Source organism: Blastococcus sp. LR1 (assembly GCF_020166105.1).
Classification (GTDB): domain Bacteria; phylum Actinomycetota; class Actinomycetes; order Mycobacteriales; family Geodermatophilaceae; genus Blastococcus.
The window spans coordinates 902,740-928,915 of the sequence record NZ_JAIUJY010000001.1; the positions used below are offsets into that span (position 1 = coordinate 902,740).

Here is a 26,176-nt window from a genome sequence, read left to right on the forward strand (position 1 = left end):
CGCGCCGGTCGGCCTAGGCTCCGATGCCATGCCGAGGGCTTCCGCGCTGTTCACCGACCGCTACGAGCTGACCATGCTGGCGGCCGCCCTCGCCGATGGCACGGCGACCCGCGACTGCGTGTTCGAGGTCTTCGCCCGGCGCCTTCCCCACGGCCGCCGCTACGGGGTCCTCGCCGGCACCGGCCGCCTCCTGGAGGCGCTGCCCGGCTTCCGCTTCGGGGACGAGGAGCTGGCCACCCTCCGCGCGCAGGGGCTGACCGACGAGCGGCTGCTGGACTGGCTGGCCGACTTCCGCTTCAGCGGCGACATCGACGGCTACGCCGAGGGCGACCTCTACTTCCCCGGCTCCCCCGTCCTCACCGTGCGGGCGTCCTTCGCCGAGGGCGTGCTGCTGGAGACCCTCGCGCTGTCGATCCTCAACCACGACTCCGCGATCGCCTCGGCGGCCGCGCGCATGGTCGCCGCCGCCTGCGAGCGCCCCTGCATCGAGATGGGTTCCCGGCGCACCCACGAGGAGGCCGCCGTCGCCGCAGCCCGCGCCGCGCACCTCGTCGGCTTCGCCTCCAGCTCCAACCTGGAGGCCGGCCGTCGCTACGGCGTCCCCACGACGGGCACCAGCGCGCACGCCTTCACGCTGCTGCACGACGACGAGCGCTCCGCCTTCCGCGCGCAGGTCAACGCCCTGGGGGTCGGCACGACGCTGCTCGTCGACACCTACGACGTCGAGCAGGGCATCCGCACCGCCGTCGAGGTGGCCGGCCCGGATCTGGGCGGCATCCGGCTGGACTCCGGTGACCTGCCCACGCTCGCGACCCGCGCCCGGCAGCTGCTCGACGAGCTCGGCGCGACGTCCACCCGGGTGATCGTCACCAGCGACCTCGACGAGTACGCCATCTCCGGCCTCATGGCCGCCCCCGTCGACGGCTACGGCGTCGGCACGTCGCTGGTCACCGGATCGGGCGCGCCCACCGCCGGGATGGTCTACAAGCTGGTGGAGCGCGACGGCGTCCAGGTGGCCAAGCGGTCGGAGGGCAAGAACTCCGTCGGCGGCCGCAAGCACGCCGTCCGCCGGCACGACGCCGCCGGCACGGCCACCGCCGAGGTGGTCAGCAGCGAGCCCGTCCAGCCGCAGGACGGCGACCGCGACCTCCTGATGCCCCTCGTCCGGAACGGCCGGCTCTGCACCGACGTCTCCCCCGCCGAGGCACTCCGCCAGGCCCGGGAGCACCACGACCGGGTCAAGGCCGCGCTCCCCGCCGAGGGCTGGGCGCTGTCCCGCGGCGAGCCCGCCCTCGAGACCCTGCCCGCCTGAGGAGGCCGGAGATGACCCGAGCACTGATCGTCGTCGACGTGCAGAACGACTTCTGCGAGGGCGGCAGCCTGGCCGTCGCCGGCGGCGCCGCCGTCGCCGCTGCGGTGACCGACCACGTGCGGACGGCGGGGTACGACCACGTCGTCGCGACCCGGGACCACCACATCGACCCGGGCGGCCACTTCTCCGACTCCCCCGACTTCCTCGACACCTGGCCGCGGCACTGCGTCGTCGGCACCGACGGGGTGGAGCTGCACCCGGCGCTGGACCGCGGGCCGATCGAAGCGGTCTTCGACAAGGGCGAGTACGCCGCCGCCTACTCCGGCTTCGAGGGGGCGTGCGAGGACACCGGGCTCGCCGACTGGCTGCGGTCCCGCGGGGTGGACGCCGTCGACGTCGTCGGCATCGCCACCGACCACTGCGTGCGGGCCACCGCCCTCGACGCCGTCGCGGCCGGCTTCGCCACGCGGGTGCTGCTCCCGCTCACCGCGGGCGTCTCCGAGGAGACCGTCGAGGCCGCCCTGGACCAGCTGCGCACCGCCGGCATCGAGCTGGAGGGTTCGGTCCACCGGCCCTGAGCAGACGATCAGGGAACGGCGTCGAGGACCTCGTCCCGCGTGAAGCCGAGCACCTGCAGGACGGCGTCGAGGTAGGGCTGGTTGAGCGCGGTGTGCGCCTGCTCCCGCACGAACGGCTTCGCGTTGAAGGCGATGCCCAGCCCGGCGGTGTTGAGCATGTCGAGGTCGTTGGCGCCGTCGCCGACGGCGACCGTCTGGTCCAGCGGGATGCCGTACTGCCCGGCGAAGCGGATCAGGGCCCGCGCCTTGCCCGGCCGGTCGACGATCTCCCCCACCAGTCCCCCGGTGAGCTTGCCGTCGACGACCTCGAGGGTGTTGGCCGCCGCGAAGTCCAGGCCCAGGCTCTCGGCCAGGGGGTCGGTGATCTGCGTGAAGCCGCCGCTGACGATGCCGCAGCGGAAGCCGAGCCGCTGCAGCGTGCCGATGAGCGTGCGCGCCCCGGGGGTGAGGACCAGGTGCTCGCGCACCTCGTCCAGCACCTCCTCGGGCAGCCCCGCCAGGACCGCCACCCGGGCGCGCAGGGACTCCTCGAAGTCCAGCTCGCCGTTCATCGCCGCGGCGGTGATGCGGGCGACCTCGGCGGCGCGCCCCGCCCGCGCAGCCAGCTCGTCGATCACCTCACCGCGCACCAGGGTGGAGTCGACGTCGAGCACGATCAACCGCTTGCTGCGCCGGGCCACGCCCACCTGCTCGACGGCGATGTCGGCCCCGGTGGTGGCGGCCACCGACGCCAGCGCCGTGCGCAGCTCGGTGGCCTCCGCCCCGGAGACGGTCAGCTCGAAGCTGGTGACCGGGTAGTCCGACAGCCGCCGGATCGCGTCGATGTTGCCGCCGATCTCGGCGACGGCCCGGGCTGCCCCCGCGACGGCGTCGGGCGGCACCGGCCGGCCCAGCAGGATGACGTGGTGCGGCCGGCCGGCGGCGGTCGGAGCCCCGGGGTCGCTGGCGGACTCGACGGCCACCCTGACCCCGGTGGCGGCCTCGACGTCGCCGGCCACTCCCCGCAGGTGGTCGAGCAGCTGCGCCTCGCCCACAAGCGTCCCGCCGTCGTCGATGACGCCGACGACGACGCCGAGCACCAGGTGGCCGTGCACCACGACCTGCTCGACGTCGAGCACCTCCACGGCGAGGCCGTCGACCCCCGACAGCCCCGCGAAGAGTCGGGCGGTCACTCCCGGGCGGTCGGCGCCGGTGACTGTGAGCAGGGCTCGCGCCGCGGTCGGCTCGGGCGCGGACAGCGGGTGGGGCGTGGGGTCCAGCGGCACGGCGCCATCGTGCCGCACCGCCGTCCGGCGTCCGACCCTGCCCCGGAACGGCGAACGCCCCGCCGGCCACGTGGCCGACAGGGCATCCGTCGATGTGGTGCTCGGCCTCCTGCGCGGAGGCCGGTGGTCACGTGGGGTCGGGGTCGTTCGGACCCTGTCGCCGCCCGGCGGTCCCGCCGAGCTCGCTGACCCCGGCGTACGGCTTGTGCCGCTTGCCGGCGTGCGCCTCTTCCTGCAGGCGCTCCATCAGGTGCGGGTAGTGCGCCTCGAACGCCGGACGCTCCGAGCGGATCCGCGGGATCTCCACGAAGTTGTGCCGCGGCGGTGGGGAGGAGGTCGCCCACTCCAGCGAGTTGCCGTGGCCCCACGGGTCGTCGCGCACGGCGAGCTTCCCGTACTTCCACGACTTCACCACGTTGTAGACGAACGGGATGGTGGCCGCACCCAGCACGAACGAGAAGATCGTCGAGATGGTGTGCATCGTCGTGAAGCCGTCCGTGGCCACGTAGTCCACGTACCGGCGCGGCATGCCCTCGGCGCCCAGCCAGTGCTGGATGAGGAACGTGCCGTGGAAACCGATGAAGGTGAGCCAGAACTGCAGCTTGCCCAGGCGCTCGTCCATCATCCGGCCGCACATCTTCGGGAACCAGAAGTAGATGCCGGCGTAGGCGGCGAAGACGACGGTGCCGAACACCACGTAGTGGAAGTGCGCGACGACGAAGTAGCTGTCGTTCACGTGGAAGTCCAGCGGCGGGCTGGCCAGCAGAACGCCGGTGAGACCACCCAGGAGGAAGGTCACGAGGAAGCCGATCGAGAACAGCATGGGCGTCTCGAAGGTCATCTGACCTCGCCACATGGTGCCGAGCCAGTTGAAGAACTTGATGCCGGTCGGAACCGCGATCAGGTAGGTCAGGAAGGCGAAGAAGGGCAGCAGCACCGCGCCGGTGGCGAACATGTGGTGCGCCCACACCGCCACCGAGAGGGCCGCGATGGACAGCGTCGCGAAGACCATGCCCTTGTAGCCGAACAACGGCTTGCGGGCGAAGACCGGGATGATCTCGGTGATGATGCCGAAGAACGGCAGCGCGATGATGTAGACCTCGGGGTGGCCGAAGAACCAGAACAGGTGCTGCCACAGCATGGCCCCACCGTTCTCGTCCGAGTAGATCAGCGCACCGAGGTTGCGGTCGGCCAGCATCGCCATGATCGCCGCGGTCAGGATCGGGAACGCAAAGAGCACGAGCACGCTGGTGACGAGCGTGTTCCAGGTGAAGATCGGCATCCGGAACAGCGTCATGCCCGGCGCGCGGAGGCAGACGATCGTGGCGATGAAGTTGACGGCGCCGAGGATCGTGCCCAGACCGCTGACGGCCAGACCGGCGAACCACAGGTTCGCGCCGGCGCCGGGGCTGTTCACGGCGTCGGACAGCGGCGCGTAGGCGTACCAGCCGAAGTCGGCGGCGCCACCGGGGGTGAGGAAGCCGGAGACCGCGATCAGGCTGCCGAAGAAGAACAGCCAGAACGAGAACGCGTTCAGCCGCGGGAACGCGACGTCGGGCGCACCGATCTGCAGCGGCATGATCAGGTTCGAGAACGCGAAGAACAGCGGCGTCGCGAACATCAGCAGCATGACCGTGCCGTGCATCGTGACGAGCTGGTTGTACTGCTCGGGCGAGAGGAACTGCAGGCCGGGACGGCCCAGTTCCCCACGGATGAGCATGGCCATCAGTCCGCCTGCGATGAAGTAGGCGAACGAGGTGGTCAGGTACATCAGACCGATGGTCTTGTGGTCGGTGGTCCGCAGCAGGTTGGACAGCCGCGAGCCCTTCTCGACCACGTGAGCCGGGCTGGGCCGACTCACGATTGGCGCCGGTGCAATCGTCACGGCTCGCAGCTTAGACCGTGCCGCGTGAGCTCTCAGGACGGGCGGGGCGGGCGCGTCGGAACGATCATCCGAGCGGCGCGTACGTCGCCACGTCGACCGCGATCGTCACCGGCGACGACCTGGGAAGACCCGCCAGGGAGGCCGTCAGCGCGTCCGGCGCGAGGTGCCTCGCGTGCGGCCCCATCCCCGCCAGCGTGGCGACGGCGGAGCGGTCCAGCGACGCCGTCCAGCGGTGCGTCGCGGCCCCGGCCCGCCGCAGGTGGGGCTCCAGCGTGGCCGCCAGCCGCTCCGCCTTGTCAGGGTCGACCCGGAGCAGTCCGAGCGGTCCCACGAGCTCCTGGAGATGGTCCGGGGCCGGCGTGACGACGACCAGCCGGCCCTCCGGGCGCAGCACCCGGGCGATCTCCGCACCGTTGCGCGGCGCGAACACGACGAGGACCCGGTCGGCGGCGTCGTCCAGCAGGGGCAGCCGCGCCCAGGCGTCCGCCACGACGGCGATGGCCCGGGCATGTGCCCGCGCTGCCCGCCGGGCGGCGTAGCGCGAGGCGTCGAGCACCAGCCCGACCGCCGAGGGCAGGTCGTCGAGGACGCGGGCGAGGTGGTGGCCGGTGCCGCCGCCCAGGTCGACCAGCGTCTCCGGGACGGAGCCGTCGACGACGGCGTCCCGGAGCGCCGCCGTGAGCGGGTCGTAATGGCCGGCCGAGAGGAAGGACACCCGGTCGGCGACCATCTCCGCGGAGTCCCCCATCGGCGGCCGGCGGCCCGGCGGCAGCAGCGTGAGGTGGCCCTGCCGGGCGCGGTCGACCCGGTGCCCGGCCGCGCAGCGCAGGCCGTCGTCGTCAGCGGTGAACGGCGCCGCGCACACCGGGCAGGACAGCAGCGCGACAGCCCGGGGGTCCAGCGGTGGCGCGCTCACGTGCGGGGCGGGACGGCGTGGAAGGTGACGTCCCGCAGCTCCCCCGCGTCGACGACGGCGGTGACGTAGGTGCCGTGCGGCTGCCTCCTCCGGTCCGTGGGCGACCCGGGGTTCAGCAGCCGTAGGCCCGACGGTGCTGTGGTGTCCCACGGGATGTGGCTGTGCCCGAAGACCAGGACGTCGACGTCCGGGAACCGCGCGGCGCACCGCGCCTCCCGCCCCTTGGCGTCGCCGGTCTCGTGGACCACGGCGAGGCGGAGCCCCTCGATCTCGAACCGGGCGACCTCCGGCAGCCGTTCGCGGAAGGCGCCGTGGTCGTTGTTGCCGTACACCGCCACCAGCTGCCGGGAGCGGCGCTCGAACTCGTCGAGCAGGGCGAGATCCACCCAGTCGCCGGCGTGCACCACCACGTCCGCGGAGTCGATCTCCCGCCACAGGGAATGCGGCAGGTCGCGCGCCCGCTTCGGAACGTGCGTGTCGGTGGTCACCACCAGCGATACGGGCACGACGACATGGTCCCAGCCCGCTACGTTTTCCCGTCGGCCGGCGACCCGGCCGATCCCCGCACGACCCCGAGGACTGCACACGTGACACAGCACAAGACCACCCCTGCCGCGCCCGACGGTGCCGGCACGGACGAGCCGTACGAGCGCCGCTGGCTGGCTCTCGGCGTCATCGCGATGACCGTCCTGCTGGTCATCCTCGACGCCACGATCGTGAACATCGCACTGCCCGCGGTGACCGAGGACCTCGGCATCAGCACGGCGTCCCAGCAGTGGATCGTCACCGCCTACACGCTGACCTTCGGCGGCTTCCTGCTGCTCGGCGGTCGCATCGCCGACTTCTGGGGCCGCAAGCGCACCTATCTCGTCGGCGCCGCCGGATTCGCCGCCGCCTCGGCGCTCGGCGGGTTCGCGCAGAACGAGGCGATCCTGTTCGGCGCGCGCGCCCTGCAGGGCGTCTTCGGCGCTCTGCTGGCCCCGGCGTCACTGGCGCTGATCACGGTGCTGTTCACCGAGCCCAAGGAGCGCGCCAAGGCCTTCGGCGTCTACGGCGCGATCGCCGGTGGCGGCGCGGCGATCGGCCTGCTCGCCGGCGGCGTGCTCACCGAGTACGCCGACTGGCGCTGGTGCTTCTGGGTGAACCTGCCCATCGCACTGCTCGCCATCGTGCTGGCCATCCCGTTCGTCCCGGAGAGCAAGGCGCCCGGTGACACCAGCTACGACATCCCCGGCGCGGCGCTGATCACGCTCGGCCTCGCCTCCATCGTCTACGGCTCCACCCGCGTCGCCGAGGCGTCGCAGACCAACGCCGCCGAGGCGGCCGAGGCCAACGCCGCGGCGATGGCGCAGGGGTCGACCCGCATGGTCAGCCCGGCGAGCGGCTGGAGCGACGGGCCGGCCTGGCTGTTCATCGTGGGCGGCCTGGTGCTGGTGGCGCTGTTCGTCGTCGTGGAGCTGCGCACCCGCAACCCCCTGCTGCCGATGCGGATCGTGCTCGACCGCAACCGGGGCGGCGCGTACCTGACCTCGACGCTCGTGGGCGCCGGCCTGATCGGCGCGTTCTTCTTCCTGAGCCTCTACTTCCAGCAGGTCCTCGGGTACGAGCCGGTCGTCGCCGGCGTCGCCTCGCTGCCGGTCACGCTGGGCGTCTTCATCTCGGCGGGCGTGTCCAGCGCGATGCTGCCGCGGATCGGCCCCAAGCCGCTGATGGTGCTCGGCGGCATCCTGGCCGCGGCGGGGCTCTTCACGCTCTCGTTCGTCGGCGTCGACACCGGCTTCTGGCAGCTGCCCTTCCCGGGCCAGGTGCTGCTGGGCCTCGGGCTCGGGTTCACCTTCGTGCCGCTGTCCAACCTGGCCCTCGTCGGCGCCGGCGTGCACGACGCCGGCGCGGCCAGCGCGATGCTCAACGCCACGCAGCAGGTGGGCGCCTCGATCGGCACCGCCGTCCTCGCCTCGCTCTCGGTGGCGGCGATCAGCAGCTACACCGCTGACAGCCTGGCCTCGGGCGCCAACCCGCAGGACCCTGCTGTCGGCCTCGCCGCGCAGGTGGAGGGCTACACGACCGCCTTCACCTGGGCCTCGGTCCTGCTCGTGGCCGGTGCCCTGGTCTCGGCCTTCCTGATCAAGGCGACCAAGGAGGACCTGCCCGAGGGCGACGCCGTCGTCCACGTGGGCTAGTGGAAGGACCCCGCTGCACCCCACGCCTCGAACGCTCGGCGCGGGCCCCTGCAGCGGGGCCGTTCCAGCCCGTCACCGGCGGTCGGCGAGCGCTTTGAGTCGGGCGTTGTAGGCGACGAGCTCGGCGTCGCCGTCCCGGTCGGCGGCGCGGTCCAGCGACCGCGCCCGCCGCTGGTCCGAGCCCACCCAGGAGAAGAAGACGACGGCGAGCACCAGCACGGTCGGCAGCTCGCCGAAGGCCCAGACGATGCCGCCGGCGACGCCCTGGTCGCTCAGCGGGTCGACGCCCCAGCCGGCCGGCGGCTCGGCGAAACTGTCGACGACGAGCGAGCCGGACATCATGATCGCGACGCCGAAGAACGCGTGGAACGGCACCGGCAGGAAGAGCTCGATCATCCGGCCGGGGTGGCTCAGCGTCCGCGGCCACGGGTCCTGCGCCACGATCGGGCCGAAGAACAACAGCCCGGTGACGACGAAGTGCGCCAGCATGAACTGGTGCCCGGCCGGGTTGGTCATCAGCGCGTCGAACAGCGGCGTGAAGTAGACGCCGTAGAGGCTGGCGATGAACAGCGGCACGCTGAACAGCGGGTGCGCGACGAACTGCGCGAACCGGCTGTGCAGGCCACCGAGCAGCAGTGCCCGGGGCGTGCCCAGCACGCCGCGCCCGCGGGGCAGCGTGCGGAGCGCCAGCGTCACCGGGGCGGCCAGCAGCAGGAGCAGCGGCGTGATCAGCGACAGCACCATGTGCTGCGCCATGTGCACGCTGAAGATCACCATGCTGTAGCCGTTGAACCAGGTGCCGGTGACGGCGAACAGCGAGGCTGATCCGGCGATCCAGGCCACCGTGCGCCACCAGGGCCAGGCCACGCCGGACCGCCGCAGCCGGACGACCGCGGCGAGGTAGACGACGATGCCGACGACGCTCAGGACGGCGAGGACCGACCACGCCTCCAGGTGCGGCAGGAACAGCCGGCCCATCGTCGGCGGGTCCTGCGGGACCCACATCCCCCCGTGGTGCCCGTGCTCCACCGCGATCTCCTCCAGCCGTCCGGTTCTCCGGCTCCACTGTCCCACCGTGGTGAGCCGACAGGGCGGCCCCCCCTGCAGGGCCCCGGTGCGAGCCTGCGAGCGTCGGCAGAAGGACCCCGTCCCCCTCACCCCTCACAGGCTCGGGGCGAGCCTCTGGACGGGGCCGTTCAGTCGTGGACGGGGGCCTCGTGCCCGGCGTGCGCCTCGGCCTCGAGCTGGAAGGTGCAGTGCTCGACGTCGAAGTGGTCGCCCAGGCAGGCGCACAGGGCGTCCAGCACGCGGCCGCCGTGCCCGGCGGCGAGCGCCTCGTCGGTGACGACGACGTGCGCGGAGAGCACCGGCAGGCCCGAGGTGATCGTCCAGGCGTGCAGGTCGTGCACGCCCAGCACTCCCTCGACCCCCAGGACGTGCGCCCGCACCTCGTCCAGGTCCACTCCCCTGGGCGCCGCCTCCAGCAGCACGTCCAGCGCCTCGCGGAGCAGGTGCCAGGCGCGGGGCAGGACCAGGCACCCGATGACGAGCGAGGCCACGGTGTCCGCCGGGGTCCACCCGGTGGTCGCGATGACGACGGCGGCGACGATCACCGCCACCGAGCCGAGCGCGTCGGCCAGCACCTCGAGGTAGGCGCCGCGCACGGCCAGGGACCCCTCGCGGCCCCGGTGCAGCACCGCCATCCCGACGAGGTTCACGGCCAGCCCGACGAGCGCGATCCCCAGCATCGGGCCGGAGGCCACCTCGGCCGGGTTCCCGATCCGCCGGACCGCCTCGACGAGCACGTAACCGGCCACCCCCAGCAGGAGCAGCCCGTTGACGACCGCGGCCAGGATCTCCGCTCGCTGCCAGCCGAAGGTGCGTCGCCCGTGGGCCGGCCGCTGCGCGAGCGTGACCGCGGCCAGGGCGACGGCGATGCCGGCGGCGTCGGTGGCCATGTGCCCGGCGTCCGCCAGCAGGGCCAGCGAGCCGGAGATCACCGCACCGACGACCTCCGCGACCAGGACCGCGACGGTGAGCGCGAGGACGACTGCGAGGCGGCGACGCTGCGGGCCGGCGGCCGTGCCGGACCTGCGCGCGTGCCCGTGGTCGTGCCCCATCGCCTGCTCCCGCGTGCCGTCCGAAGAGACTCCGCAGTCTCCCCCATGTGCGACGCCCCCGACCGGATGGTTCCGGTCGGGGGCGTCGTCGCGTGGCGGGGCAGGCGTCAGATCTGGACGCCGCGCTCCCTCAGCCAGGGCAGCGGGTCGATCTTCTTCCCACCGAGGCCGCCGACGTGCACCTCGAAGTGCAGGTGCGGCCCGGTCGACTGACCGCGGTTGCCGAGCAGGGCGATGGTGTCGCCGGCCCGGACGACCTGGCCGGCCTGCACGAGGATCTCGTCCATGTGCCCGTAGACGGTGACGTCGCCGTTGTCGTGCTGGATGTAGACCGCGAGACCGAAGCCGCTGGCCGGACCGGCTTCGAGCACGACGCCGTCCATGACCGCGTACTCGGGGGTGCGCATGGGCGCGGCCAGGTCGATGCCGGCGTGCAGCGTGCCCCAGCGGGCACCGAAGCCGCTGGTGAGGCGGGCACCCTCGACGGGCAGCACGACCTTCGGCCGGGCGGCCTCGATGGCTGCCTCGACGGCGACCCGGTCGGCCTCCGCCTGGGCGTCGGCGGCGGCCGTGCGCTCGGCGACACGGACGTTGCGGCTGCTCACCAGACCCTGCAGGCGGGACGTCGCCTCGGCGTTCGCCACCGCGAGCTCCGGCGGTGCGGCCTCGATGCCCAGCTGCTCGGCGACGCTCACCGACTGGCTGACCGTCGTCGTCTCGACCTCGGTCGGCTGACCGGCGGCCGCCCCGCTGATGCTGAGCGCACCCACGAGGGCGGCGGCGAGGTAGAGCGACGGACGGCGGCGGTTCGACGGGGGACGGCGGACGAGCAGTCCGCGCCCTCCGCGGGCCACGGCGGCGACGACGACGGCCGGGTCTGCGGACGGCTGCGGGGCGGTGGCCACGACCGGAGCGGGGGTGACCGGCGCGGCCACTGCCGTGCGCCGGTACGGGGTGGGTCGCTGCGAGGCCGGCTGCGCCGGAGCGGCGGCCTTGGTGGCGATCGTCTTCACGACGACCGCCCGGGCGGCGGCGATCCGGGCGGAGGCGGGCGTCTCGGCGCGGTGCCGGCCCCTGCTCCCCGCGGGCGGCGCCTTCACGGTCAGCGGCTGGCGCACCACCACCGGGATCCCGGTGGACGACGCGATCGAGGCCGCGGCGGCAGCGGGCTCCGGCGTCGTCGCCTCGACAGCGGCCGCCTTCGCGACGGCGGGCGTCGAGGCCTTGGCCGCGGTCGGCTTCACGGTGGCGACGTCCGTGACGACCGGCTTCGCAGTCGTGGCGGCAGGGGCCTTGGCCACCGGCTTCGCGGCAGGGGCCTTGGCAGCAGCGGGCTTCGCCGCCGTGGCCTTGGCAGCGGCCGGCTTCGCGGCAGAGGGCTTGGCGGCAGAGGGCTTGGCGGCAGGAGCCTTCGTCGCGGGCTTCGCAGCGGCGGGGGCCTTGGCAGCGGGAGCCTTCGCAGCGGCGGGCTTCGCAGCCGGGGCCTTGGCGACCGGCTTGGCGGGGGCCGGCTTCGCGGCGGTGGGCTTCGCGGCGGTGGGCTTCGCAGCGGCAGCCGGGGCCGGCTTCGCGGCGGCACGCTTCGCGGCGGCGGCGGTGCGGGCGGCGGTGGCCGCCTTCCGCGTGGCCGCGGCGGTCGCGGTGGCAGCCTTCGTCGAGGCGGCCTTGGCCGTGGCGGCGGTGGCGGTCACGGCCTTGGAGCCGGCGGCCTTGGCCGTCGCGGTCCGGGCGGCCTTGGCCCCCGCAGCGAGGGATCCGGCAGCAGCAGCGGCTCGCGAGGTGGCGCCGCGGGTGCTGGTCCGGGAAGTCGAGTCGGCCGTCCGACGGGTCCCTGCGGGCGCCTTCCCCTGGCGCTGCGTGGGGACCTGGGACTCGGCCTTCTCCTCACCCGAGCCGCGCGACGAGGTGCTCGTCGAGCGAGCTCGAGAGGGCGCTGCGGCGGCCTGATCGGCCGGCACCGCACCCCCTGCGAGGAGGCGGTCGTGGTGGAGCTGACTCATGCACCTGACTTCCGTCGGCGGACATTGCAATCGGCTCCCGGGGAGAGGAGCGGGGCCCATGTAAACACGGCGTGATGGATTCGTGATCTGTCCACAGGGGTATTCACCTGCAGTTATGTGAACCGGGTCACCGAAGATCAACTATGTAATTCGACGCTCCGTAGAGGTCGTACAACAGACCGTGAGGGGCGCGCCGCAGATGGTTGAGAGTCGCGCGATCCGGGTCACGAACACGATTCCTGGCCCGATTCGCGGTCCGATCGAGGGAGATTTCGCATGCGCGCAGTGACCTGGCACGGCCGGGCCGACGTCCGGGTGGACACCGTTCCGGACCCCACCATCCAGGACCCCACGGACGTGATCGTCGAGATCACCTCGAGCGGCATCTGCGGCTCCGACCTCCACCTCATCGAGGTGATGGCGCCGTTCATGTCCGTCGGTGACGTGATGGGTCACGAGCCGATGGGGATCGTCCGCGAGATCGGCCGCGAGGTGACGGCCGTGAAGCCCGGCGACCGCGTCGTCGTCCCGTTCAACATCTCCTGCAACACCTGCTGGATGTGCTCGCAGGGCCTGAACTCCCAGTGCGAGACCACCCAGAACCGCGAGCAGGGCATGGGCGCCTCGCTCTTCGGCTACACCAAGCTCTACGGGCAGGTCCCGGGCGGCCAGGCCGAGTACCTGCGGGTGCCCTTCGGCAACACCCTGCCGATCAAGGTGCCCGACGCCCCGCTCGACGACCGCTTCGTCTACCTCTCCGACGTCCTGCCCACCGCCTGGCAGGCGGTGCAGTACGCGAACATCCCCGACGGCGGCAGCGTCCTCGTGCTCGGCCTGGGTCCGATCGGCGACATGTGCACCCGCATCGCCAAGCACCTCGGCGCGGGCCAGGTCATCGCCTCCGACGTCGTTCCCGAGCGGCTGGCCCGCGCCCGGCGCAACGGCATCACCGTCATCGACACGACCACCCAGGCCGACGTCGTCGCGCAGGTCCGGGACCTGACCGACGGTCGCGGGCCGGACGCCGTGATCGACGCGGTCGGCATGGAGGCGCACGGCTCGCCGGTCGCGTCCGCCCTGCAGAAGGCCACCGCGGTCGTGCCCGACGCGATCATGGAGAAGGTCATGCAGGTGGCCGGCATCGACCGGCTCGCCGCGCTGAACACCGCCATCGAGGCGGTCCGCCGCGGCGGCACGATCTCGCTGTCCGGCGTCTACGGGGGCGCGACCGACCCGATGCCGCTCATGCGGATGTTCGACAAGCAGATCGCGCTGCGCATGGGACAGGCCAACGTCTGGCGCTGGGTGCCCGACATCCTCCCGCTGCTCCTCGACGGCGACCCGCTCGGTGTGGACGACTTCGCCACGCACCGGGTCTCGCTGGAGGAGGCTCCCCAGGCCTACGCGAACTTCCGCGAGAAGAAGGACGGAGCGGTCAAGGTCCTGCTCCAGCCCTGACCCTCCACACGACGTCGAGGTCCCGACCGGCGAGCTGCCGGCCGGGGCCTCGTCACGTCTGCGGGGTCTGCCGCCGCACCATCTCGGCGATCCACGTCGGGGCGAACGGGGAGGTGCACCCCGGCGAGGTCGGGTAGTCCTCCAGCACCCGCAACCGCTCCCCGATGTCGAGGGCCCGGGCCCGGTGCTCGGGATGCTCGATCCCGATGTGCGCGAGGCACTCGTTCATCGCCCACTGCAGGCGGTCCGGGGCGCCGGCCATCTCGGCCTCGATGACGTCGAGCAGCCCGCCCAGGTCGAGGCCCCCGGGCTGCCGCCGCACCCGATCGCTGGTGAGCCCCCAGCCGGCGCTCGCCACCACCGGATCGGGGTCGGCCAGCCAGGCCAGCCGCAGCTCCTCCCGGTCCGGGTTCTTCTTCACCACGTAGTTGACGAGCCAGTCGTGCACCTTGGGCCCGCGGGCCTCGCGCAGCATGGCGTCGAGCAGGCCGCGGTCGAACGCCTTCGGCCGGCAGATCAGCAGCGCCAGCAGCCGGGCCGCGGTGTCGCCGGTCCCCCACAACCCGAGCGCCAGCTCCTGCTGGGTCTTCAACCGCTTGGCGATCGCGCGGAGTGCGCCGAGGTTCACCCCGTGGTCGTCCCCGTGCCTCTCGTTCACCGCGCGCGCCCGCGGGTCCTCGAGGGCGGCCAGCTCCGCCATCACCTCGGCCACCGTCGTACCGGTCGTCGTCGTCACCTCGGCGGCCTCCTCTTCCTCGCGCGCGAGACGGGCAGCCTACGGCCGAGGAGCGACGACGAGGCCGCGCATGGGCCCGTGCCGCTGGGTAGGGGCAGGGCATGACGACCACCACCGCGGAGAAGTCCGGCAGCCAGCTCCTCGGGGACCGGGAGGTCCGCCGGCTCGGCTACGGCGCGATGCAGCTCGCCGGTCCCCACGTCCTGGGTCCACCGGCGGACCGCGACGCCGCGATCGCCGTCCTGCGCCGCGCCGTCGAGCTCGGCGTCAACCACATCGACACCAGCGACTACTACGGCCCGACCGTCGTCAACGAGCTGATCCGGGAAGCGCTGCACCCCTATCCGGAGGACCTGGTCCTCGTGACCAAGGTGGGTGCCCGCCGGGACGCCGACGGCGGCTGGCCCGAGGCGCTGGAGCCCGACGACCTCCGGCGGGCGGTGCAGGAGAACATCGAGCACCTCGGGGTCGACGCCCTCGACGTCGTCAACCTCCGGATGCCCGGGTTCGCCGAGCCGGTGCAGCGGTCGCTGGCCGAGCCGTTCGAGGCGCTCGCGGCGATGCAGCAGGAGGGCCTGGTCCGCCACCTCGGCATCAGCAACGTGACGCCGCAGATGTACGCGGAGGCCCACGCGATCGCGCCGGTGGTCTGCGTGCAGAACCACTACAACCTGGTGCACCGCGCGGACGACCCGCTGATCGACGCGCTCGCCCGCGACGGCGTCGCCTACACGCCGTTCTTCCCGCTGGGCGGCTTCAGCCCACTGCAGTCCGCAGCCCTGGACACCGTCGCCCGCCGGCTGGAGACGACGCCGATGCAGGTGGCGCTCGCCTGGCTGCTGGCCCGCTCCCCCAACCTGCTCCTCATCCCCGGCACGTCCTCGGTGGCACACCTGGAGGAGAACCTGCAGGCGGCCGCCCGCGTGCTCGGACCCGAGGAGCTCGCCGAGCTGGACCGCATCGGCGGGACCGGCGACCCCGACCCGGCCGGCTGAGCCCGACCCTCAGCGTTCGCGGACCACCCGCGTCTCGTCGAACACGGGCTCGGTGGACTCGTACACCTTGCCGTCGGCCCCGAAGACGACGAAGCGGTCGAACGAACGGGCGAACCAGCGGTCGTGGGTCACCGCCAGCACCGTGCCGTCGAAGGCGGCCAGCGCCTCCTCCAGCGCCTCGGCCGAGAGCACGTCGAGGTTGTCGGTGGGCTCGTCGAGCAGCAGCAGCGTCGCGCCCGAGAGCTCGAGCAGCAGGATCTGGAACCGGGCCTGCTGCCCGCCCGACATCGTGCGGAACGGCTGGTCGGCGGAGTCGGTGAGCCCGTACCGGCGCAACGCGGCCATGGCCCGCCCGCGGTCGACGCCCGGCCGACCGGGCTCGCCGTGCCAGAGCAGGTCCACCGGGGTGCGGTCCTGCCACTCGGGGTGCGCGTGGGTCTGCGCGAAGAACCCGGGGACGACGCGCGCACCCAGCCGCCAGTCGCCGGTGTGCGCCACCGACTGCCCGGCCAGCAGCCGCAGGAAGTGCGACTTGCCCGCGCCGTTGGCCCCCAGCACGCCGACGCGGTCGCCGTAGAAGATCTCGACGTCGAAGGGCCGCATCAGGCCGGTGAGCTCGAGCTGCTCGGCCATGACCGCCCGCACGCCGGTCCGCCCGCCGCGTAGCCGCATCGCCACCTTCTGCTCGGGCGGCCGCTCCGGCGGCGGCCCCGCCGCCTCGAACTTGGCCAGCCGGGTCTGCATCGCGTGGTACCGGTTGGCCATGTCCGGCGAGTTCGCCGCCTGCTGCTGCATCGTGCGGGTCAGGTCGACCAGCCGCTGGTGCTCCTCGTCCCACCGCCTGCGCAGCTCCGCCAGCCGCTCGTGCCGCGCGGCCCGGGCGTCGTGGTAGCTGGCGAAGCCGCCGCCGTGCACCCACGCTCCCCCGCCCTCGACGGTGACGACGCGGTCGGCGACCCGGGCCAGCAGCTCCCGGTCGTGGCTGACAAAGAGCACCGTCTTGCGGGTCTCGAGCAGCCGCTCCTCCAGCCAGCGCTTGCCGGGGACGTCGAGGTAGTTGTCCGGCTCGTCGAGCAGCAGCACCTCGTCGGGTCCCCGCAGCAGCGCCTCCAGCGCCAGCCGCTTCTGCTCGCCGCCGGAGAGGGTGGAGAGCTCGCGGTACTTGCACCGGTCGTAGGGCACGCCGAGTGCCGCGACGGTGACGGTGTCCCAGGTGACCTCGGCGTCGTAGCCGCCCGCGTCGCCCCACTCGGCCAACGCGCCGGCGTAGGCCATCTGCGAGCGCTCGTCGTCGGTCTCCATGAGCGTGAGCTCCGCGGACTCGACGGCCTCCCACGCGGCCCGCACCGCCGGTGGTGAGAGGTCGACGAGCAGCCGCTGCACGGTGGTCTCGTCACGCACGGAGCCGATGAACTGGCGCATCACCCCGAGGCCGCCGGTGCGGGCGATCGCGCCGGCCTCCGGGACGAGGTCGCCGGCGATGATCCGCAGCAGCGTCGTCTTCCCGGCGCCGTTCTCCCCCACCAGGGCGGCGCAGGCGCCCTCTCCGATCCGGAACGAGACGTCGTCGAGCAGCACCCGCCCGTCGGAGAGGGTGTGCCGGACAGTGCTGACGTCGACGTAGCCCACGCCGACATCCTCCCGTGCCCGGCAACCGGCCCCCCACGGGTCAGCCGATCTGGCGGTCCAGCCGGTAGCGCGCCAGCCGCTCGACCAGCTCGGGCAGCGCTCCGACCGGAGACCCGCCCAGCTCGCGCCGGCAGTCCCGCACGACGCGGACGACGAGCTGCGGCCCCACGCGGCCGGAGAACTCGCCGCTGAGCCGACCGACCGCGGCGGAGACTGCCTCGTCGGCCGGGTCGTCGGCAGCGGGGCCGGAGTCGGGCGGGACGACCAGGGTCATCGGCGGTCCTTCGTTCATCGGGGGCGACGGAGGTTCCATACGGTGTCGTGCCGAAACCCGGCACACCAGGGACCTAGGGCCCGCACCGGTCGTCGGCTCAGACCGCGAAGAACTCGTTCCACCCCTGCGCCGTCCCTGCCGCGGCGTCCCTGATCAGCTCCGACAACGCGTCGGCGTCGACCCGGTCCGCCGAGGAGAAACGGATGCAGCTCTTGCCGCAGCTGACCTTTCCCAGCCGGTCCGCACGGGACTCCGGCAGGTACTGCCCGTCGACGACCGCGCAGACGTAGAGGGAGAGGTGCCGCTTCTGCGCCGCGAGGGCGATCAGCGGCCACCGCGTGGTCGTGGTCGCCGACCGCGGCCGGTAGGGCAGCAACCCGTAGCCCAGCATCGTGCCGGCGCCGACCGGGACGAGCTCGCGGTCCAGTCCGGGCGCCGCGGCGCGCACCAGCGCGTCGATGCGGCGCAGGTCGTCCGCGCGCGGTCCCGCCGCCTGGAACCAGGCCTCCGTCGCGTCGGGATGGGGCACCCGCCCTCTTCAGCCGAGGGCGATGGACAGCACCGTGGCGGCGGTGCCCAGCACGAGAGCGAGGACGACGAGGGACGCGACCAGCCGACGTCGCCGCTCCGCCTCGGGACCACCGGCTCCACCCATTCCCATCACGCGTCCGAGGCTAGCCCAGCCGAACCGTCGGACGGCTCTGCCAGGGTGCCGGTATGACGACGCTGCAGGACGTCGCGCTGATGCGACTGGTCGCGCAGGGGCTGGCCGGACCGCCGTCCCCGGACGCGGCGGGGGCGGTGCGCGCGCTCGCCGCCGTCCAGGGGCAGGACCTCCCCGGCGCGATCACCTCGGTGGCACTGCGCACCGCCGGTCGGCGGCGGGACGACGTGCTCGCCGCGATGGACGCCGGAACCGTGGTGCGGAGCTGGCCGATGCGCGGCACCCTCCACCTCCTCGCGGCCGAGGACCTGCCCTGGATGCTCGAGCTCCTCGGCCCCCGTGCGCTGGCCGGGCTGGCGAAGCGGCGCGCTGCACTCGAGCTGACCGAGGCCGAGGCCGAGCGGGCCCGCGGAACCGTGGTCGGTGCGCTGTCGGGCGGCCGCCGGCTCTTTCGGGCGGCTCTGCTGGCCGCGATCGGCGACGGCGGCGTCGCCACCACCGGCCAGCGCGGCTACCACCTGCTGTGGTTCCTGGCCCAGACCGGAACGCTCTGCCTCGGCCCCACCGACGGCGGCGACCAGCAGTTCGTGCTGCTGGACGAATGGGTGCGCGAGCCCCGCCGTCTCGCGCGGGAGGAGGCCCTGGGCGAACTGGCCCTGCGCTACTTCCGCGGGCACGGACCGGCCACGGTCGCCGACCTCGTGCGATGGGCGGGCAGCACCGTGCGGGATGTGCGGGCGGGGATCGCCGTCGCCGGGGACGGGCTGATCCGGCTCGACGTCGAGGGCACCGAGTACCTGCTCGACCCGGCGACCCCTGACCTGCTGGCCGCGCACCGGGAGGACGCCCGCGCCGTCCGGTTGCTGCCGGGCTTCGACGAGTTCCTGCTCGGCTACGCCGACCGGAGCGCGGCGCTCGACCCGGCGTTCGCGGAACGGATCTGCCCGGGGCGCAACGGCGTGTTCGCCCCCACCGTCGTCGTCGACGGCCGGGTTGCCGGCACCTGGCGGTGGTCCGGCAGCGGCCGCCGGCGCGCAGCGACGGCCGCGCTCTTCGCCGAGGACGCCGTGCTCGCCTCCGCGGTCCCCGGGCTGGCGGAGGCGCTCCCCTGAACCGGGGTCAGCCGCGCTCGAACAGGAAGACGGGGATCTCCCGGTCGGTCTTCTTCTGGTAGTCGGCGTAGTCCGGGAACGCGGCGACCGAGCGCTCCCACCAGACCTCCCGCTCCTCGCCGGCGATCTCGCGCGCGACGCCGTCCCACGGCTCCGGTCCGTCCTGCAGCGCGACCTGGTCGGGGTACGTGCGGAGGTTGTGCACCCAGGCGGGGTCGGTCGGGGCGCCGCCCTGGGAGCCGACCATCGCGTACACGCCGTCGTGCTCGACGCGCATCAACCCGAGCTTGCGGACCTTGCCGCTCCTCGCCCCGCGCGTGCTGACGATCACGATCGGCAGCCCGGTGTCGCGGAGCGTGTTGGCCTCCCGCCCACCGGTCGCCTCGTAGCGCTCGACCTGTTCACGGACCCAGTCGGCCTTGCTCGGCTCGTACTCCCCCTGCAGCGGCATGCCCTGAATCTAGGTGCCCGAGCACGCCCCGGCACGGCGACCCGAGTCGCGGGGGCACCCGCCCCGATGGCACCGTTCAACGGCCCGACCACGAGGAGGAACACCAGGGATGCGGTACAGCGAAGGCGCCGGCCTCGACACGTCGAAGGTCCGCGATCTCCGGGGCGGCGGCGGGCGCGGAGGGCGCGGCCTGGCCGTCGGCGGCGGCGGTCTCGGACTCGTCGGCGTCCTGGTGCTCGTGCTGTTCCAGGTCCTCGGCGGCGGGAGCGACGGCTCGGGAACCGGGTTCACCGGGCTCGACGGGCTCGGAAACGGACAGACCGCGGACAACGGCGCACTCGAGCAGCACTGCCGCACCGGCGCCGACGCGAACGATTCCGTGGACTGTGCGGTCGTGGCCGACATCGAATCGATCGAGGACTTCTGGTCCGGCGTCCTCGGCGACACCTACCTGCCCACCGACACCGTGTTCTTCTCCGGCTCGGTGGACACCAGCTGCGGGGGTGCCACCAGCGGGTCCGGCCCGTTCTACTGCCCGGCCGACCAGCTCGTGTACATCGACCTCAGCTTCTTCGACCAGCTGCAGCAGCAGTTCGGCGCCCAGGGCGGGCTGTTCGTCAACGCCTACGTGATCGCCCACGAGTACGGCCACCACGTGCAGAACCTCCTCGGCACCAACCGGCAGGTGACCCCCGGCGAGACCGGGCCGGCCAGCGGCACGGTCCGGCTCGAGCTGCAGGCGGACTGCTACGCCGGCACCTGGGCCAACCACGCGGAGACCGTGCCCGACGAGTCGGGCACGCCGCTCATCGCCGAGATCACCGAGGACGACATCAACCGGGCGCTGGACGCCGCGGCCCGGATCGGCGACGACTTCATCCAGGAGAACCTCGGTGGCGGGACCGTCGACCAGGACGCCTTCACGCACGGCTCCTCGGAGCAGCGCCAGCGCTGGTTCCGCGCCGGGTACGCCTCCGGCGACCCGCGGGACTGCGACACCTTCTCCACCGACGACCTCGGATGACCGTGAACCAGCACCTGCGCGTGACCCGCGACGGCTCCGTCGCCACCCTGACCATCGACCGGTCCGCGAAGCGCAACGCCATGACGCTCGGCATGTGGGCGGACCTGCCGGAGGTGCTGGCGCCACTGGCTGCCGACCCGACCGTGCGGGTGCTGGTCGTGACCGGGGAGGGGCCGAGCTTCTGCGCCGGGGCCGACATCACCGATCTGATGCGCGGCGAGGACCCCGCCGACCCGATGGCCGACGTCCGCCGGCACAACCTCGCCGCCCAGGCCGCGCTGCGCGACTTCCCCAGGCCGACGGTGGCGATGATCCGCGGCCACTGCATCGGCGGCGGGGTCGAGCTGGCCACCTGCTGCGACCTGCGGTTCGCCGACCGCACCGCGGTCTTCGGCGTCACCCCGGCCAAGGTCGGCATCGTCTACACGCCGTCGTCGACGAAGGCCCTGATGGACCTCGTCGGCCCGGCGACGACGAAGTACCTGCTCTACAGCGGGGAGCTGCTGGACGCCGGCACCGCACTGCGCACCGGCCTGGTCGACAGGCTCGTCGACGCCGACGACCTCGAGACCGAGGTGCGGCGCTTCGCCGACGTGCTCGTGTCCCGCTCGGCGCTCACCCAGCGCTCCACCAAGGAGGTCGTGGCCGCGCTCACCGTCGGTGACGACGGTGAACGACTGGCGGCGGCGCGGTACCGCGAGACGATCGCCTCGGGCGAGCTGGCGGAGGGCGTCCAGGCCTTCGGTGAGCGCCGTCTCCCCTGTTTTCCCTGGCGGAACTGATCATCCCGGTTTCGTCCGGCACCTGACCCGGGTACCTGACCCTCTGCGAGGAAAGGTGCTCTGCCCGAGCGGTGGGGGAACGGTCGCAGCGCGCGTCGCTGCCCTTCTCCTGCCACCCCGATCCCGCCCCGGGACGCATGGACGCGCCGGGTGGACGACCTCAGTTTTCCCGCGCAAGACCCACGGTGCCGACCCCTCGTCATCGCGGCCGTCGGGGCCGGTGAAGAACCGGCCCGATGTGTGCCGCAATGCCGCGTGGGTAGCGCCTCCACCGACCACGAAGATTGCCGAGGAGGACCGATGACTCACTCCATCGACACCCCGTTCCCGCCCCCGGCGCCCGTCGACACGGGTGCCACCACCGCCAGCACCTCTGGCTCCGGCACGTCGAAGGCGGACATCGCCAAGGACGAGGCCCGGAACGTCAAGGACACCGCCGCGCAGGCCGGCAGCCAGGTGGCCGCCACCGCGGCCGACCAGGCCCGCACGGTGGTCGACGAGACCCAGCGCCAGGCCAAGGACCTGCTCGAGCAGGGCCGCTCGCAGCTCAAGGACCAGACGATCGGCCAGCAGCAGAAGGCCGCGTCCAGCCTGACCTCCCTCGCCCAGGAGCTGCGCGGCCTCGCCGACGGCTCCAGCGAAGGTGCGCCCGGCCCGGCGCGCGACCTCCTCCACCAGGCCTCCGGCATGGTCGAGGGCTTCGCCGACAAGCTGCAGAACCGCGAGCCCGCCGAGCTGCTCGACGAGGTGCGCGCCTTCGCCCGTCGCAAGCCCGGCCTGTTCCTGCTGGGTGCAGCCGCCGCGGGCGTGCTGGCCGGCCGGCTCACCAGCGGCGTCCGCGCCGCGCACACCGACTCGGGCACGACGGGCGGCAACTCCTACCGGAGCACCCCGACCAACTACGTGGACCCGGCGCCGACGTACACCGACTACTCCAGCGCCACCACCGGCACCGGAGCGGGTACCGGCGCTCCGCTGCCCCCGCCGCCGTACGGCACCACGCCGCCGGCCGGCAGCATGGTGCCCCCGACCACCCCCGCAGGCTGGGACGACCCGGCCCGGCGCCCGGGTGAGGTGAGCTGACATGAGTTCCCCCTACTCCGGGGCCTCCCCGGCGGGAACGCCGCAGGGGTACGCCGACCCGACGCCGCAGAACTACGCGGCCGACTACGCCCAGGGCACCCAGGGCGCCCACAGCGGAACCATGGGCACGCCTATGACCGACGCCGGCCACCCGGACGTCGAGGGCGTCTCCGTCGGCGCCCTCATCGGTGAGGTCGCCAAGGACATGTCGACCCTCATGCGGCAGGAGCTCGAGCTCGCCAAGGTCGAGCTGAAGGCCGAGGCCAAGAAGGCCGGCACCGGCGCCGGGATGTTCGGTGCGGCCGCGTTCGCCGGCTACATGGTCCTGATGTTCCTGTCCTTCGCCCTGTGGTGGGCGCTGGAGAACATCATGGATGCCGGCCTGGCCGCGCTCATCGTCGCCATCCTCTGGGGCGTCGTCGCCGCAGTGACCGGCCTCATGGGCAAGAAGAAGTTCCAGCAGGTGAACCCGAAGCCCGAGCGCACCGTCGAGACCCTCCAGCAGGTTCCCGGCGCCCTGAAGCCCAACTGACCCGCAGACCGCTGAGGTCTCTTGAACGGCAGGAGCCAAGACATGACCAGCAGTGACCCGGACGTCATCCGGCGACAGATCGAGGACACGCGGCGCGAGCTCAGCTACGACGTCGACGCCCTCAACGAGAAGGTCAACCCGTCCCGCGTCATGGACCGTCGGGTGACCGCGGCCAAGGGGCGCATGACCGGCCTCAAGGACAAGGTCATGGGCAGCGCCCAGGACACGAAGTCCTCGGTGCACGGCTCGGCCTCCAACGCGGCCGGCTCGGTGCAGGACACGGCCTCCAACGCGGCCGACAGCGTCCAGCACGCCGCGCAGTCCGCGATGGGTGCCGTCCAGTCGGCACCGGAGACGATCACCCGGCAGGCGCAGGGCAACCCCCTCGCCGCGGGCGTCATCGCCTTCGGTGTGGGCTGGCTGGTCTCCAGCCTGCTCCCCGCCTCGCAGAAGGAGCAGGAGCTGGCCCAGCAGGCCGAGAGCGCGCTCCGCGAGAACAAGGACGCCCTCCTCCAGCCGGCCAAGCAGGCCGCCCAGGAGATCGGTGACCAGCTGAAGCCGGCCGCGCAGCAGGCGGTCGAGGAGGTCAAGTCCACCGCTCAGGGTGCGGCCGAGACCGTCAAGCAGGAGGGCCAGTCGGCAGCCCAGGACGTGCAGGGCCAGGCCCAGCAGTCCAAGGAGAGCGTGCAGAGCCAGGCCTCCAGCTGAACCGCGGGTCGCTGACCCGCTCCACGCGCACTGCGCCCCGCCGGGAGTTCCCGGCGGGGCGCAGTGCTGTCCGGGCTCTCCCTCCGACGGGTGAGACGCCCGGCACCCCGCTGCAGGGCTCCTCCCCCGGCGCCGTTCCCCTCAGGGACGACGCCAACGCCGGCGACCGCGATCGCGGTCGGCCGGCACGATCGACGGGAGCCCCTCGTGGACTCGGCCCTGCACGCCACGGACACCTCGCCCGGCCGGTTCCGGGTCCTGGTGGCCGACGACGAGGACGACATCCGTGACCTCGTCTGCCTGGCCGTCCGCAAGGCCGGCTGCGACGTGGTCCGGGCGGTGCCCGACGGCGCCGAAGCGCTGACCGCGGCGCGCGCCGACCTGCCCGACCTCGCCGTCCTGGACGTCTCGATGCCCGGCGCCACGGGCCTGGAGGTCTGCACCGCGCTGCGGGAGACCCCGGCGACCGCCGGCATCCGCATCCTGCTCCTCTCGGCCGGTGCCTCGCCCGACGAGGTCGCCCGCGGCCTGTCCGCCGGCGCCGACGCCTACCTCGCCAAGCCCTTCACCGTGGCCGGCCTCGTGCAGCAGGTCCGCGCCCTCACTGCGGGGGTGCCGGCATGAGCCTCGCCGTCCTGGACCGGCCGGCGACCTCCGCCTCCCGGCTCACGTCCCCGGCCGGCTGGCAGGCAGCGGTCCGCGGACCGTTGCCGAGCACCGCCGTCGTCACCGCCACCGCGGTCGTCCTGGCCACCGGCGGGATCCCGGTCACCGACCGGCTGCTGACCGGCAGCGGACTGGCTCTCGCCGTCGTCGCCACCGCAGCCGCCTGGGTCACGCGGCGCTCGCCGGCAGCGCTCCCGGCGCTCGCCGTCGCCGTGGCGCAGACGGCAGCGGTCGCCCTGCTGTACGCGGGCACCACGGCGGCGCCCCTGCTGCTCCTGCTCGTGGGACCGCTGGGCGTCGGCACCTCCGCGGTCGTCAGGAACGACCGGCGGGTCCGGGCCCAGGGCCGCGACATCGCCCGGCTGCAGCGCGAGCAGGCAGCCCTCCTCGAGCAGGTGCGCAGCCGCGCCGACGAGCTGGACACCGCCTCACGCATCCTGGCCGCGCGCGCCCAGACCATGACCAGCGTCATCGACGCCGTCACCCAGCAGTCGATCATCGGCACCGACCGGGACGGCACCATCCGCGTCTGGAACCCGGGCGCCGAGCGGATGCTGGGGCTGCTGCGACCGGACGTCGTCCGCAAGCGGTCGATCCTGGAGTTCCACGAGCCCGACGAGCTCGCGGCAGCCGCCGGGAGCACCGGGTCGGCGTCGCCGCTGGACGCCCTGGTGCACGCCGCCCGGGTGGAGGGCAGCGACGTCCGCGACTGGACCTACGTCGCCGCTGACGGCAGCCACCGCACCGTCTCGGTGGCCATCACCCCGCGCGCGGACGACCGCGGCGTGCACGCCGGCTGGAACTTCGTCGGCACCGACATGACCGAGGCCCGCGCCACCGAGCGGATGAAGGACCAGTTCGTCAGCCTCATCAGCCACGAGCTGCGTACGCCGCTCAGCTCCATCCTCGGTTACCTCGAGCTGGTCATGGACGACGAGGACTCACCGCTCACCGACGAGCAGCGCCAGTACCTCACGACCGTCGAGCGCAACGCCCAGCGACTGCTGCGGCTCGTCGGCGACCTGCTCTTCACCGCACAGGTGGACAGCGGCCGGTTCACCCTGCAGCCGACCGACGTCGACCTGGCCGCGGTGGTGCGCGCCGCCGAGGAGACCGCACGGGTCGCCGCGGCGAACGCCGGCGTGGAGATCGTGATGGACGTCCCGGCCGATGGTCTGGTGGTCCCCGGCGACGCCGTCCGCCTCGGGCAGGCCTGCGACAACCTCGTCTCCAACGCCGTCAAGTTCACGCCCGGCGGCGGTCAGGTGCGGCTCTCGCTGCAGCGCGCCTGGCAGACCGCCGACGGCGAGGTCGTGGACGACGAGCGCTCCGGCGCCGTCCCCGTGGCGCTGCTGTCGGTGGCCGACACCGGCATGGGCATCCCCGCCGGGGAACAGGGCGAGCTCTTCACCCGGTTCTTCCGCTCCTCGACCGCCCGGCGCAACGCCGTGCCCGGCGTCGGCCTGGGGCTGACCATCACCAAGGCGATCACCACCGCGCACGGTGGCTCGCTTGACCTCGTCAGCGCCGAGGGCCAGGGCACCACCTTCACGATGACCCTGCCCGTCGACCCGGCGGTCTGACGTGGTCCGCACCGCGCCCCTCGCTCCCTCCCGGGACGGGGGGCGCAGTGCGTCCAGGACCCGGAAGACGCCGCTGGAGGCCCCAAATCGGCCGATCTGCGGAGTACGGGCCGATTCCTTGCGGGTTTCTTGCGGATCGCTGGCGGGTGGCCTGCGGTTGGCCCTCCAGAGTCTGTGTTGTCGCCGGAAGCCCGGTGGCACCCCACGGACACAGGAGACACGG

Annotated in this window: 26 protein-coding genes; 13 read left to right on the plus strand and 13 right to left on the minus strand. The window is 73.2% G+C overall.

Annotation, left to right across the window (positions count from 1 at the left end; translation table 11 throughout):
- Window positions 1-28 precede the first annotated feature (28 nt).
- Together LBW97_RS04525 and LBW97_RS04530 are read left to right on the plus strand one after the other, a co-directional pair.
- The gene (locus tag LBW97_RS04525; RefSeq protein WP_224498202.1) at window positions 29-1,312 is read left to right on the plus strand and encodes a nicotinate phosphoribosyltransferase; all 1,284 of its coding nucleotides are present in this window, start codon (window positions 29-31) and stop codon (window positions 1,310-1,312) included.
- Window positions 1,313-1,323: 11 nt separating this feature from the next.
- A complete protein-coding gene (locus LBW97_RS04530) occupies window positions 1,324-1,890 on the plus strand; it encodes an isochorismatase family protein (RefSeq protein ID WP_224498203.1) in 567 nt (188 codons plus the stop codon).
- An 8-nt stretch (window positions 1,891-1,898) separates the two neighbouring features.
- Here LBW97_RS04530 and serB read toward each other — a convergent pair whose 3' ends face one another.
- The 4 genes from serB to LBW97_RS04550 all read right to left on the minus strand — a co-directional run bounded on the left by serB (window position 1,899) and on the right by LBW97_RS04550 (window position 6,462).
- Complete coding sequence (gene serB / locus LBW97_RS04535) at window positions 1,899-3,155, minus strand: phosphoserine phosphatase SerB (protein ID WP_224498204.1); 1,257 nt, start codon at window positions 3,153-3,155, stop codon at window positions 1,899-1,901.
- Between the two features lie 127 nt (window positions 3,156-3,282).
- Window positions 3,283-5,040 carry a cytochrome c oxidase subunit I gene (gene ctaD / locus LBW97_RS04540; RefSeq protein WP_224498205.1) on the minus strand — a complete coding sequence of 586 codons (1,758 nt, stop codon included), beginning with the start codon at window positions 5,038-5,040 and terminating at the stop codon, window positions 3,283-3,285.
- A 64-nt stretch (window positions 5,041-5,104) separates the two neighbouring features.
- Entirely contained in the window at window positions 5,105-5,941 is an 837-nt protein-coding gene (locus LBW97_RS04545) for a putative RNA methyltransferase (protein ID WP_255600376.1), read from the minus strand.
- Between the two features lie 11 nt (window positions 5,942-5,952).
- Entirely contained in the window at window positions 5,953-6,462 is a 510-nt protein-coding gene (locus LBW97_RS04550; RefSeq protein ID WP_224498207.1) for a metallophosphoesterase, read from the minus strand.
- Between the two features lie 81 nt (window positions 6,463-6,543).
- Here LBW97_RS04550 and LBW97_RS04555 point away from each other — a divergent pair, with 81 nt between their 5' ends.
- Window positions 6,544-8,136, plus strand: a complete 1,593-nt coding sequence (locus tag LBW97_RS04555) for an MFS transporter (protein ID WP_224498208.1) — start codon at window positions 6,544-6,546, stop codon at window positions 8,134-8,136.
- A gap of 72 nt (window positions 8,137-8,208) precedes the next feature.
- On the opposite strand, the gene LBW97_RS04560 is transcribed toward LBW97_RS04555, so the two are convergent.
- The 3 genes from LBW97_RS04560 to LBW97_RS20180 all read right to left on the minus strand — a co-directional run bounded on the left by LBW97_RS04560 (window position 8,209) and on the right by LBW97_RS20180 (window position 11,947).
- Window positions 8,209-9,165 (minus strand): cytochrome c oxidase assembly protein, encoded by a 957-nt coding sequence (locus LBW97_RS04560; RefSeq protein WP_224498209.1) that lies wholly within the window; start codon window positions 9,163-9,165, stop codon window positions 8,209-8,211.
- Between the two features lie 167 nt (window positions 9,166-9,332).
- Window positions 9,333-10,256 (minus strand): cation diffusion facilitator family transporter, encoded by a 924-nt coding sequence (locus tag LBW97_RS04565; RefSeq protein ID WP_224498210.1) that lies wholly within the window; start codon window positions 10,254-10,256, stop codon window positions 9,333-9,335.
- Window positions 10,257-10,363: 107 nt separating this feature from the next.
- On the minus strand, window positions 10,364-11,947 hold the full coding sequence (locus LBW97_RS20180) for a M23 family metallopeptidase (protein WP_308010414.1): 1,584 nt from the start codon (window positions 11,945-11,947) through the stop codon (window positions 10,364-10,366).
- A 585-nt stretch (window positions 11,948-12,532) separates the two neighbouring features.
- Here LBW97_RS20180 and LBW97_RS04580 point away from each other — a divergent pair.
- Window positions 12,533-13,714 carry an alcohol dehydrogenase catalytic domain-containing protein gene (locus tag LBW97_RS04580; RefSeq protein WP_224498211.1) on the plus strand — a complete coding sequence of 394 codons (1,182 nt, stop codon included), beginning with the start codon at window positions 12,533-12,535 and terminating at the stop codon, window positions 13,712-13,714.
- Window positions 13,715-13,766: 52 nt separating this feature from the next.
- Here the strand turns inward: LBW97_RS04580 and LBW97_RS04585 are convergent, their stop codons facing one another.
- Entirely contained in the window at window positions 13,767-14,450 is a 684-nt protein-coding gene (locus tag LBW97_RS04585) for a DNA alkylation repair protein (protein ID WP_224498212.1), read from the minus strand.
- 101 nt (window positions 14,451-14,551) lie between these two features.
- On the opposite strand from LBW97_RS04585, the gene LBW97_RS04590 reads away from it, so the two are divergent.
- Window positions 14,552-15,445, plus strand: coding sequence for an oxidoreductase (locus tag LBW97_RS04590; RefSeq protein WP_224498213.1), 894 nt, complete (start codon window positions 14,552-14,554; stop codon window positions 15,443-15,445).
- Window positions 15,446-15,454: 9 nt separating this feature from the next.
- Here the strand turns inward: LBW97_RS04590 and LBW97_RS04595 are convergent, their stop codons facing one another.
- The 4 genes from LBW97_RS04595 to LBW97_RS19790 all read right to left on the minus strand — a co-directional run bounded on the left by LBW97_RS04595 (window position 15,455) and on the right by LBW97_RS19790 (window position 18,012).
- The gene (locus LBW97_RS04595; RefSeq protein ID WP_224498214.1) at window positions 15,455-17,074 is read right to left on the minus strand and encodes an ABC-F family ATP-binding cassette domain-containing protein; all 1,620 of its coding nucleotides are present in this window, start codon (window positions 17,072-17,074) and stop codon (window positions 15,455-15,457) included.
- A gap of 40 nt (window positions 17,075-17,114) precedes the next feature.
- Window positions 17,115-17,348, minus strand: coding sequence for a three-helix bundle dimerization domain-containing protein (locus LBW97_RS04600; protein WP_224498215.1), 234 nt, complete (start codon window positions 17,346-17,348; stop codon window positions 17,115-17,117).
- Between the two features lie 97 nt (window positions 17,349-17,445).
- Window positions 17,446-17,877 carry a DUF1801 domain-containing protein gene (locus LBW97_RS04605; protein WP_224498216.1) on the minus strand — a complete coding sequence of 144 codons (432 nt, stop codon included), beginning with the start codon at window positions 17,875-17,877 and terminating at the stop codon, window positions 17,446-17,448.
- Window positions 17,878-17,886: 9 nt separating this feature from the next.
- Window positions 17,887-18,012 (minus strand): hypothetical protein, encoded by a 126-nt coding sequence (locus LBW97_RS19790; protein WP_255600064.1) that lies wholly within the window; start codon window positions 18,010-18,012, stop codon window positions 17,887-17,889.
- Window positions 18,013-18,065: 53 nt separating this feature from the next.
- Between LBW97_RS19790 and LBW97_RS04610 the strand changes: the two genes are divergently transcribed.
- Entirely contained in the window at window positions 18,066-19,124 is a 1,059-nt protein-coding gene (locus LBW97_RS04610; RefSeq protein WP_224498217.1) for a winged helix DNA-binding domain-containing protein, read from the plus strand.
- Window positions 19,125-19,131: 7 nt separating this feature from the next.
- Here the strand turns inward: LBW97_RS04610 and LBW97_RS04615 are convergent, their stop codons facing one another.
- Window positions 19,132-19,575, minus strand: a complete 444-nt coding sequence (locus LBW97_RS04615; protein WP_224498218.1) for a nitroreductase family deazaflavin-dependent oxidoreductase — start codon at window positions 19,573-19,575, stop codon at window positions 19,132-19,134.
- Window positions 19,576-19,684: 109 nt separating this feature from the next.
- Between LBW97_RS04615 and LBW97_RS04620 the strand changes: the two genes are divergently transcribed.
- The 7 genes from LBW97_RS04620 (at window position 19,685) to LBW97_RS04650 (ending at window position 25,953) form a co-directional block, all read left to right on the plus strand.
- Complete coding sequence (locus LBW97_RS04620; RefSeq protein ID WP_224498219.1) at window positions 19,685-20,599, plus strand: neutral zinc metallopeptidase; 915 nt, start codon at window positions 19,685-19,687, stop codon at window positions 20,597-20,599.
- Complete coding sequence (locus LBW97_RS04625) at window positions 20,596-21,381, plus strand: enoyl-CoA hydratase/isomerase family protein (RefSeq protein WP_224498220.1); 786 nt, start codon at window positions 20,596-20,598, stop codon at window positions 21,379-21,381. Before LBW97_RS04620 ends, LBW97_RS04625 begins: the two co-directional genes overlap by 4 nt.
- Window positions 21,382-21,681: 300 nt before the next feature.
- On the plus strand, window positions 21,682-22,464 hold the full coding sequence (locus LBW97_RS04630) for a hypothetical protein (protein WP_224498221.1): 783 nt from the start codon (window positions 21,682-21,684) through the stop codon (window positions 22,462-22,464).
- Window position 22,465: 1 nt separating this feature from the next.
- Window positions 22,466-22,996, plus strand: coding sequence for a phage holin family protein (locus tag LBW97_RS04635; RefSeq protein ID WP_224498222.1), 531 nt, complete (start codon window positions 22,466-22,468; stop codon window positions 22,994-22,996).
- A 42-nt stretch (window positions 22,997-23,038) separates the two neighbouring features.
- Window positions 23,039-23,704, plus strand: coding sequence for a DUF3618 domain-containing protein (locus LBW97_RS04640; RefSeq protein WP_224498223.1), 666 nt, complete (start codon window positions 23,039-23,041; stop codon window positions 23,702-23,704).
- A gap of 207 nt (window positions 23,705-23,911) precedes the next feature.
- Window positions 23,912-24,328 carry a response regulator transcription factor gene (locus LBW97_RS04645; protein ID WP_224498224.1) on the plus strand — a complete coding sequence of 139 codons (417 nt, stop codon included), beginning with the start codon at window positions 23,912-23,914 and terminating at the stop codon, window positions 24,326-24,328.
- On the plus strand, window positions 24,325-25,953 hold the full coding sequence (locus LBW97_RS04650) for a cell wall metabolism sensor histidine kinase WalK (protein ID WP_224498225.1): 1,629 nt from the start codon (window positions 24,325-24,327) through the stop codon (window positions 25,951-25,953). The genes LBW97_RS04645 and LBW97_RS04650 overlap by 4 nt, the downstream gene beginning before the upstream one ends.
- Window positions 25,954-26,176 lie beyond the last annotated feature (223 nt).

Bases quoted from the DNA above. Each gene is read 5' to 3' on its own strand.
- LBW97_RS04620 (WP_224498219.1), top strand. From the start codon at position 19,685: ATGCGGTACAGCGAAGGCGCCGGCCTCGACACGTCGAAGGTCCGCGAT.
- LBW97_RS04580 (WP_224498211.1), top strand. From the start codon at position 12,533: ATGCGCGCAGTGACCTGGCACGGCCGGGCCGACGTCCGGGTGGACACC.
- LBW97_RS04525 (WP_224498202.1), top strand. From the start codon at position 29: ATGCCGAGGGCTTCCGCGCTGTTCACCGACCGCTACGAGCTGACCATG.
- LBW97_RS04610 (WP_224498217.1), top strand. From the start codon at position 18,066: ATGACGACGCTGCAGGACGTCGCGCTGATGCGACTGGTCGCGCAGGGG.
- LBW97_RS04640 (WP_224498223.1), top strand. From the start codon at position 23,039: ATGACCAGCAGTGACCCGGACGTCATCCGGCGACAGATCGAGGACACG.
- LBW97_RS04650 (WP_224498225.1), top strand. From the start codon at position 24,325: ATGAGCCTCGCCGTCCTGGACCGGCCGGCGACCTCCGCCTCCCGGCTC.
- LBW97_RS04590 (WP_224498213.1), top strand. From the start codon at position 14,552: ATGACGACCACCACCGCGGAGAAGTCCGGCAGCCAGCTCCTCGGGGAC.
- LBW97_RS04635 (WP_224498222.1), top strand. From the start codon at position 22,466: ATGAGTTCCCCCTACTCCGGGGCCTCCCCGGCGGGAACGCCGCAGGGG.
- LBW97_RS04530 (WP_224498203.1), top strand. From the start codon at position 1,324: ATGACCCGAGCACTGATCGTCGTCGACGTGCAGAACGACTTCTGCGAG.
- LBW97_RS04625 (WP_224498220.1), top strand. From the start codon at position 20,596: ATGACCGTGAACCAGCACCTGCGCGTGACCCGCGACGGCTCCGTCGCC.
- LBW97_RS04600 (WP_224498215.1), bottom strand. From the start codon at position 17,348: ATGACCCTGGTCGTCCCGCCCGACTCCGGCCCCGCTGCCGACGACCCG.
- LBW97_RS04565 (WP_224498210.1), bottom strand. From the start codon at position 10,256: ATGGGGCACGACCACGGGCACGCGCGCAGGTCCGGCACGGCCGCCGGC.
- LBW97_RS04630 (WP_224498221.1), top strand. From the start codon at position 21,682: ATGACTCACTCCATCGACACCCCGTTCCCGCCCCCGGCGCCCGTCGAC.
- LBW97_RS04615 (WP_224498218.1), bottom strand. From the start codon at position 19,575: ATGCCGCTGCAGGGGGAGTACGAGCCGAGCAAGGCCGACTGGGTCCGT.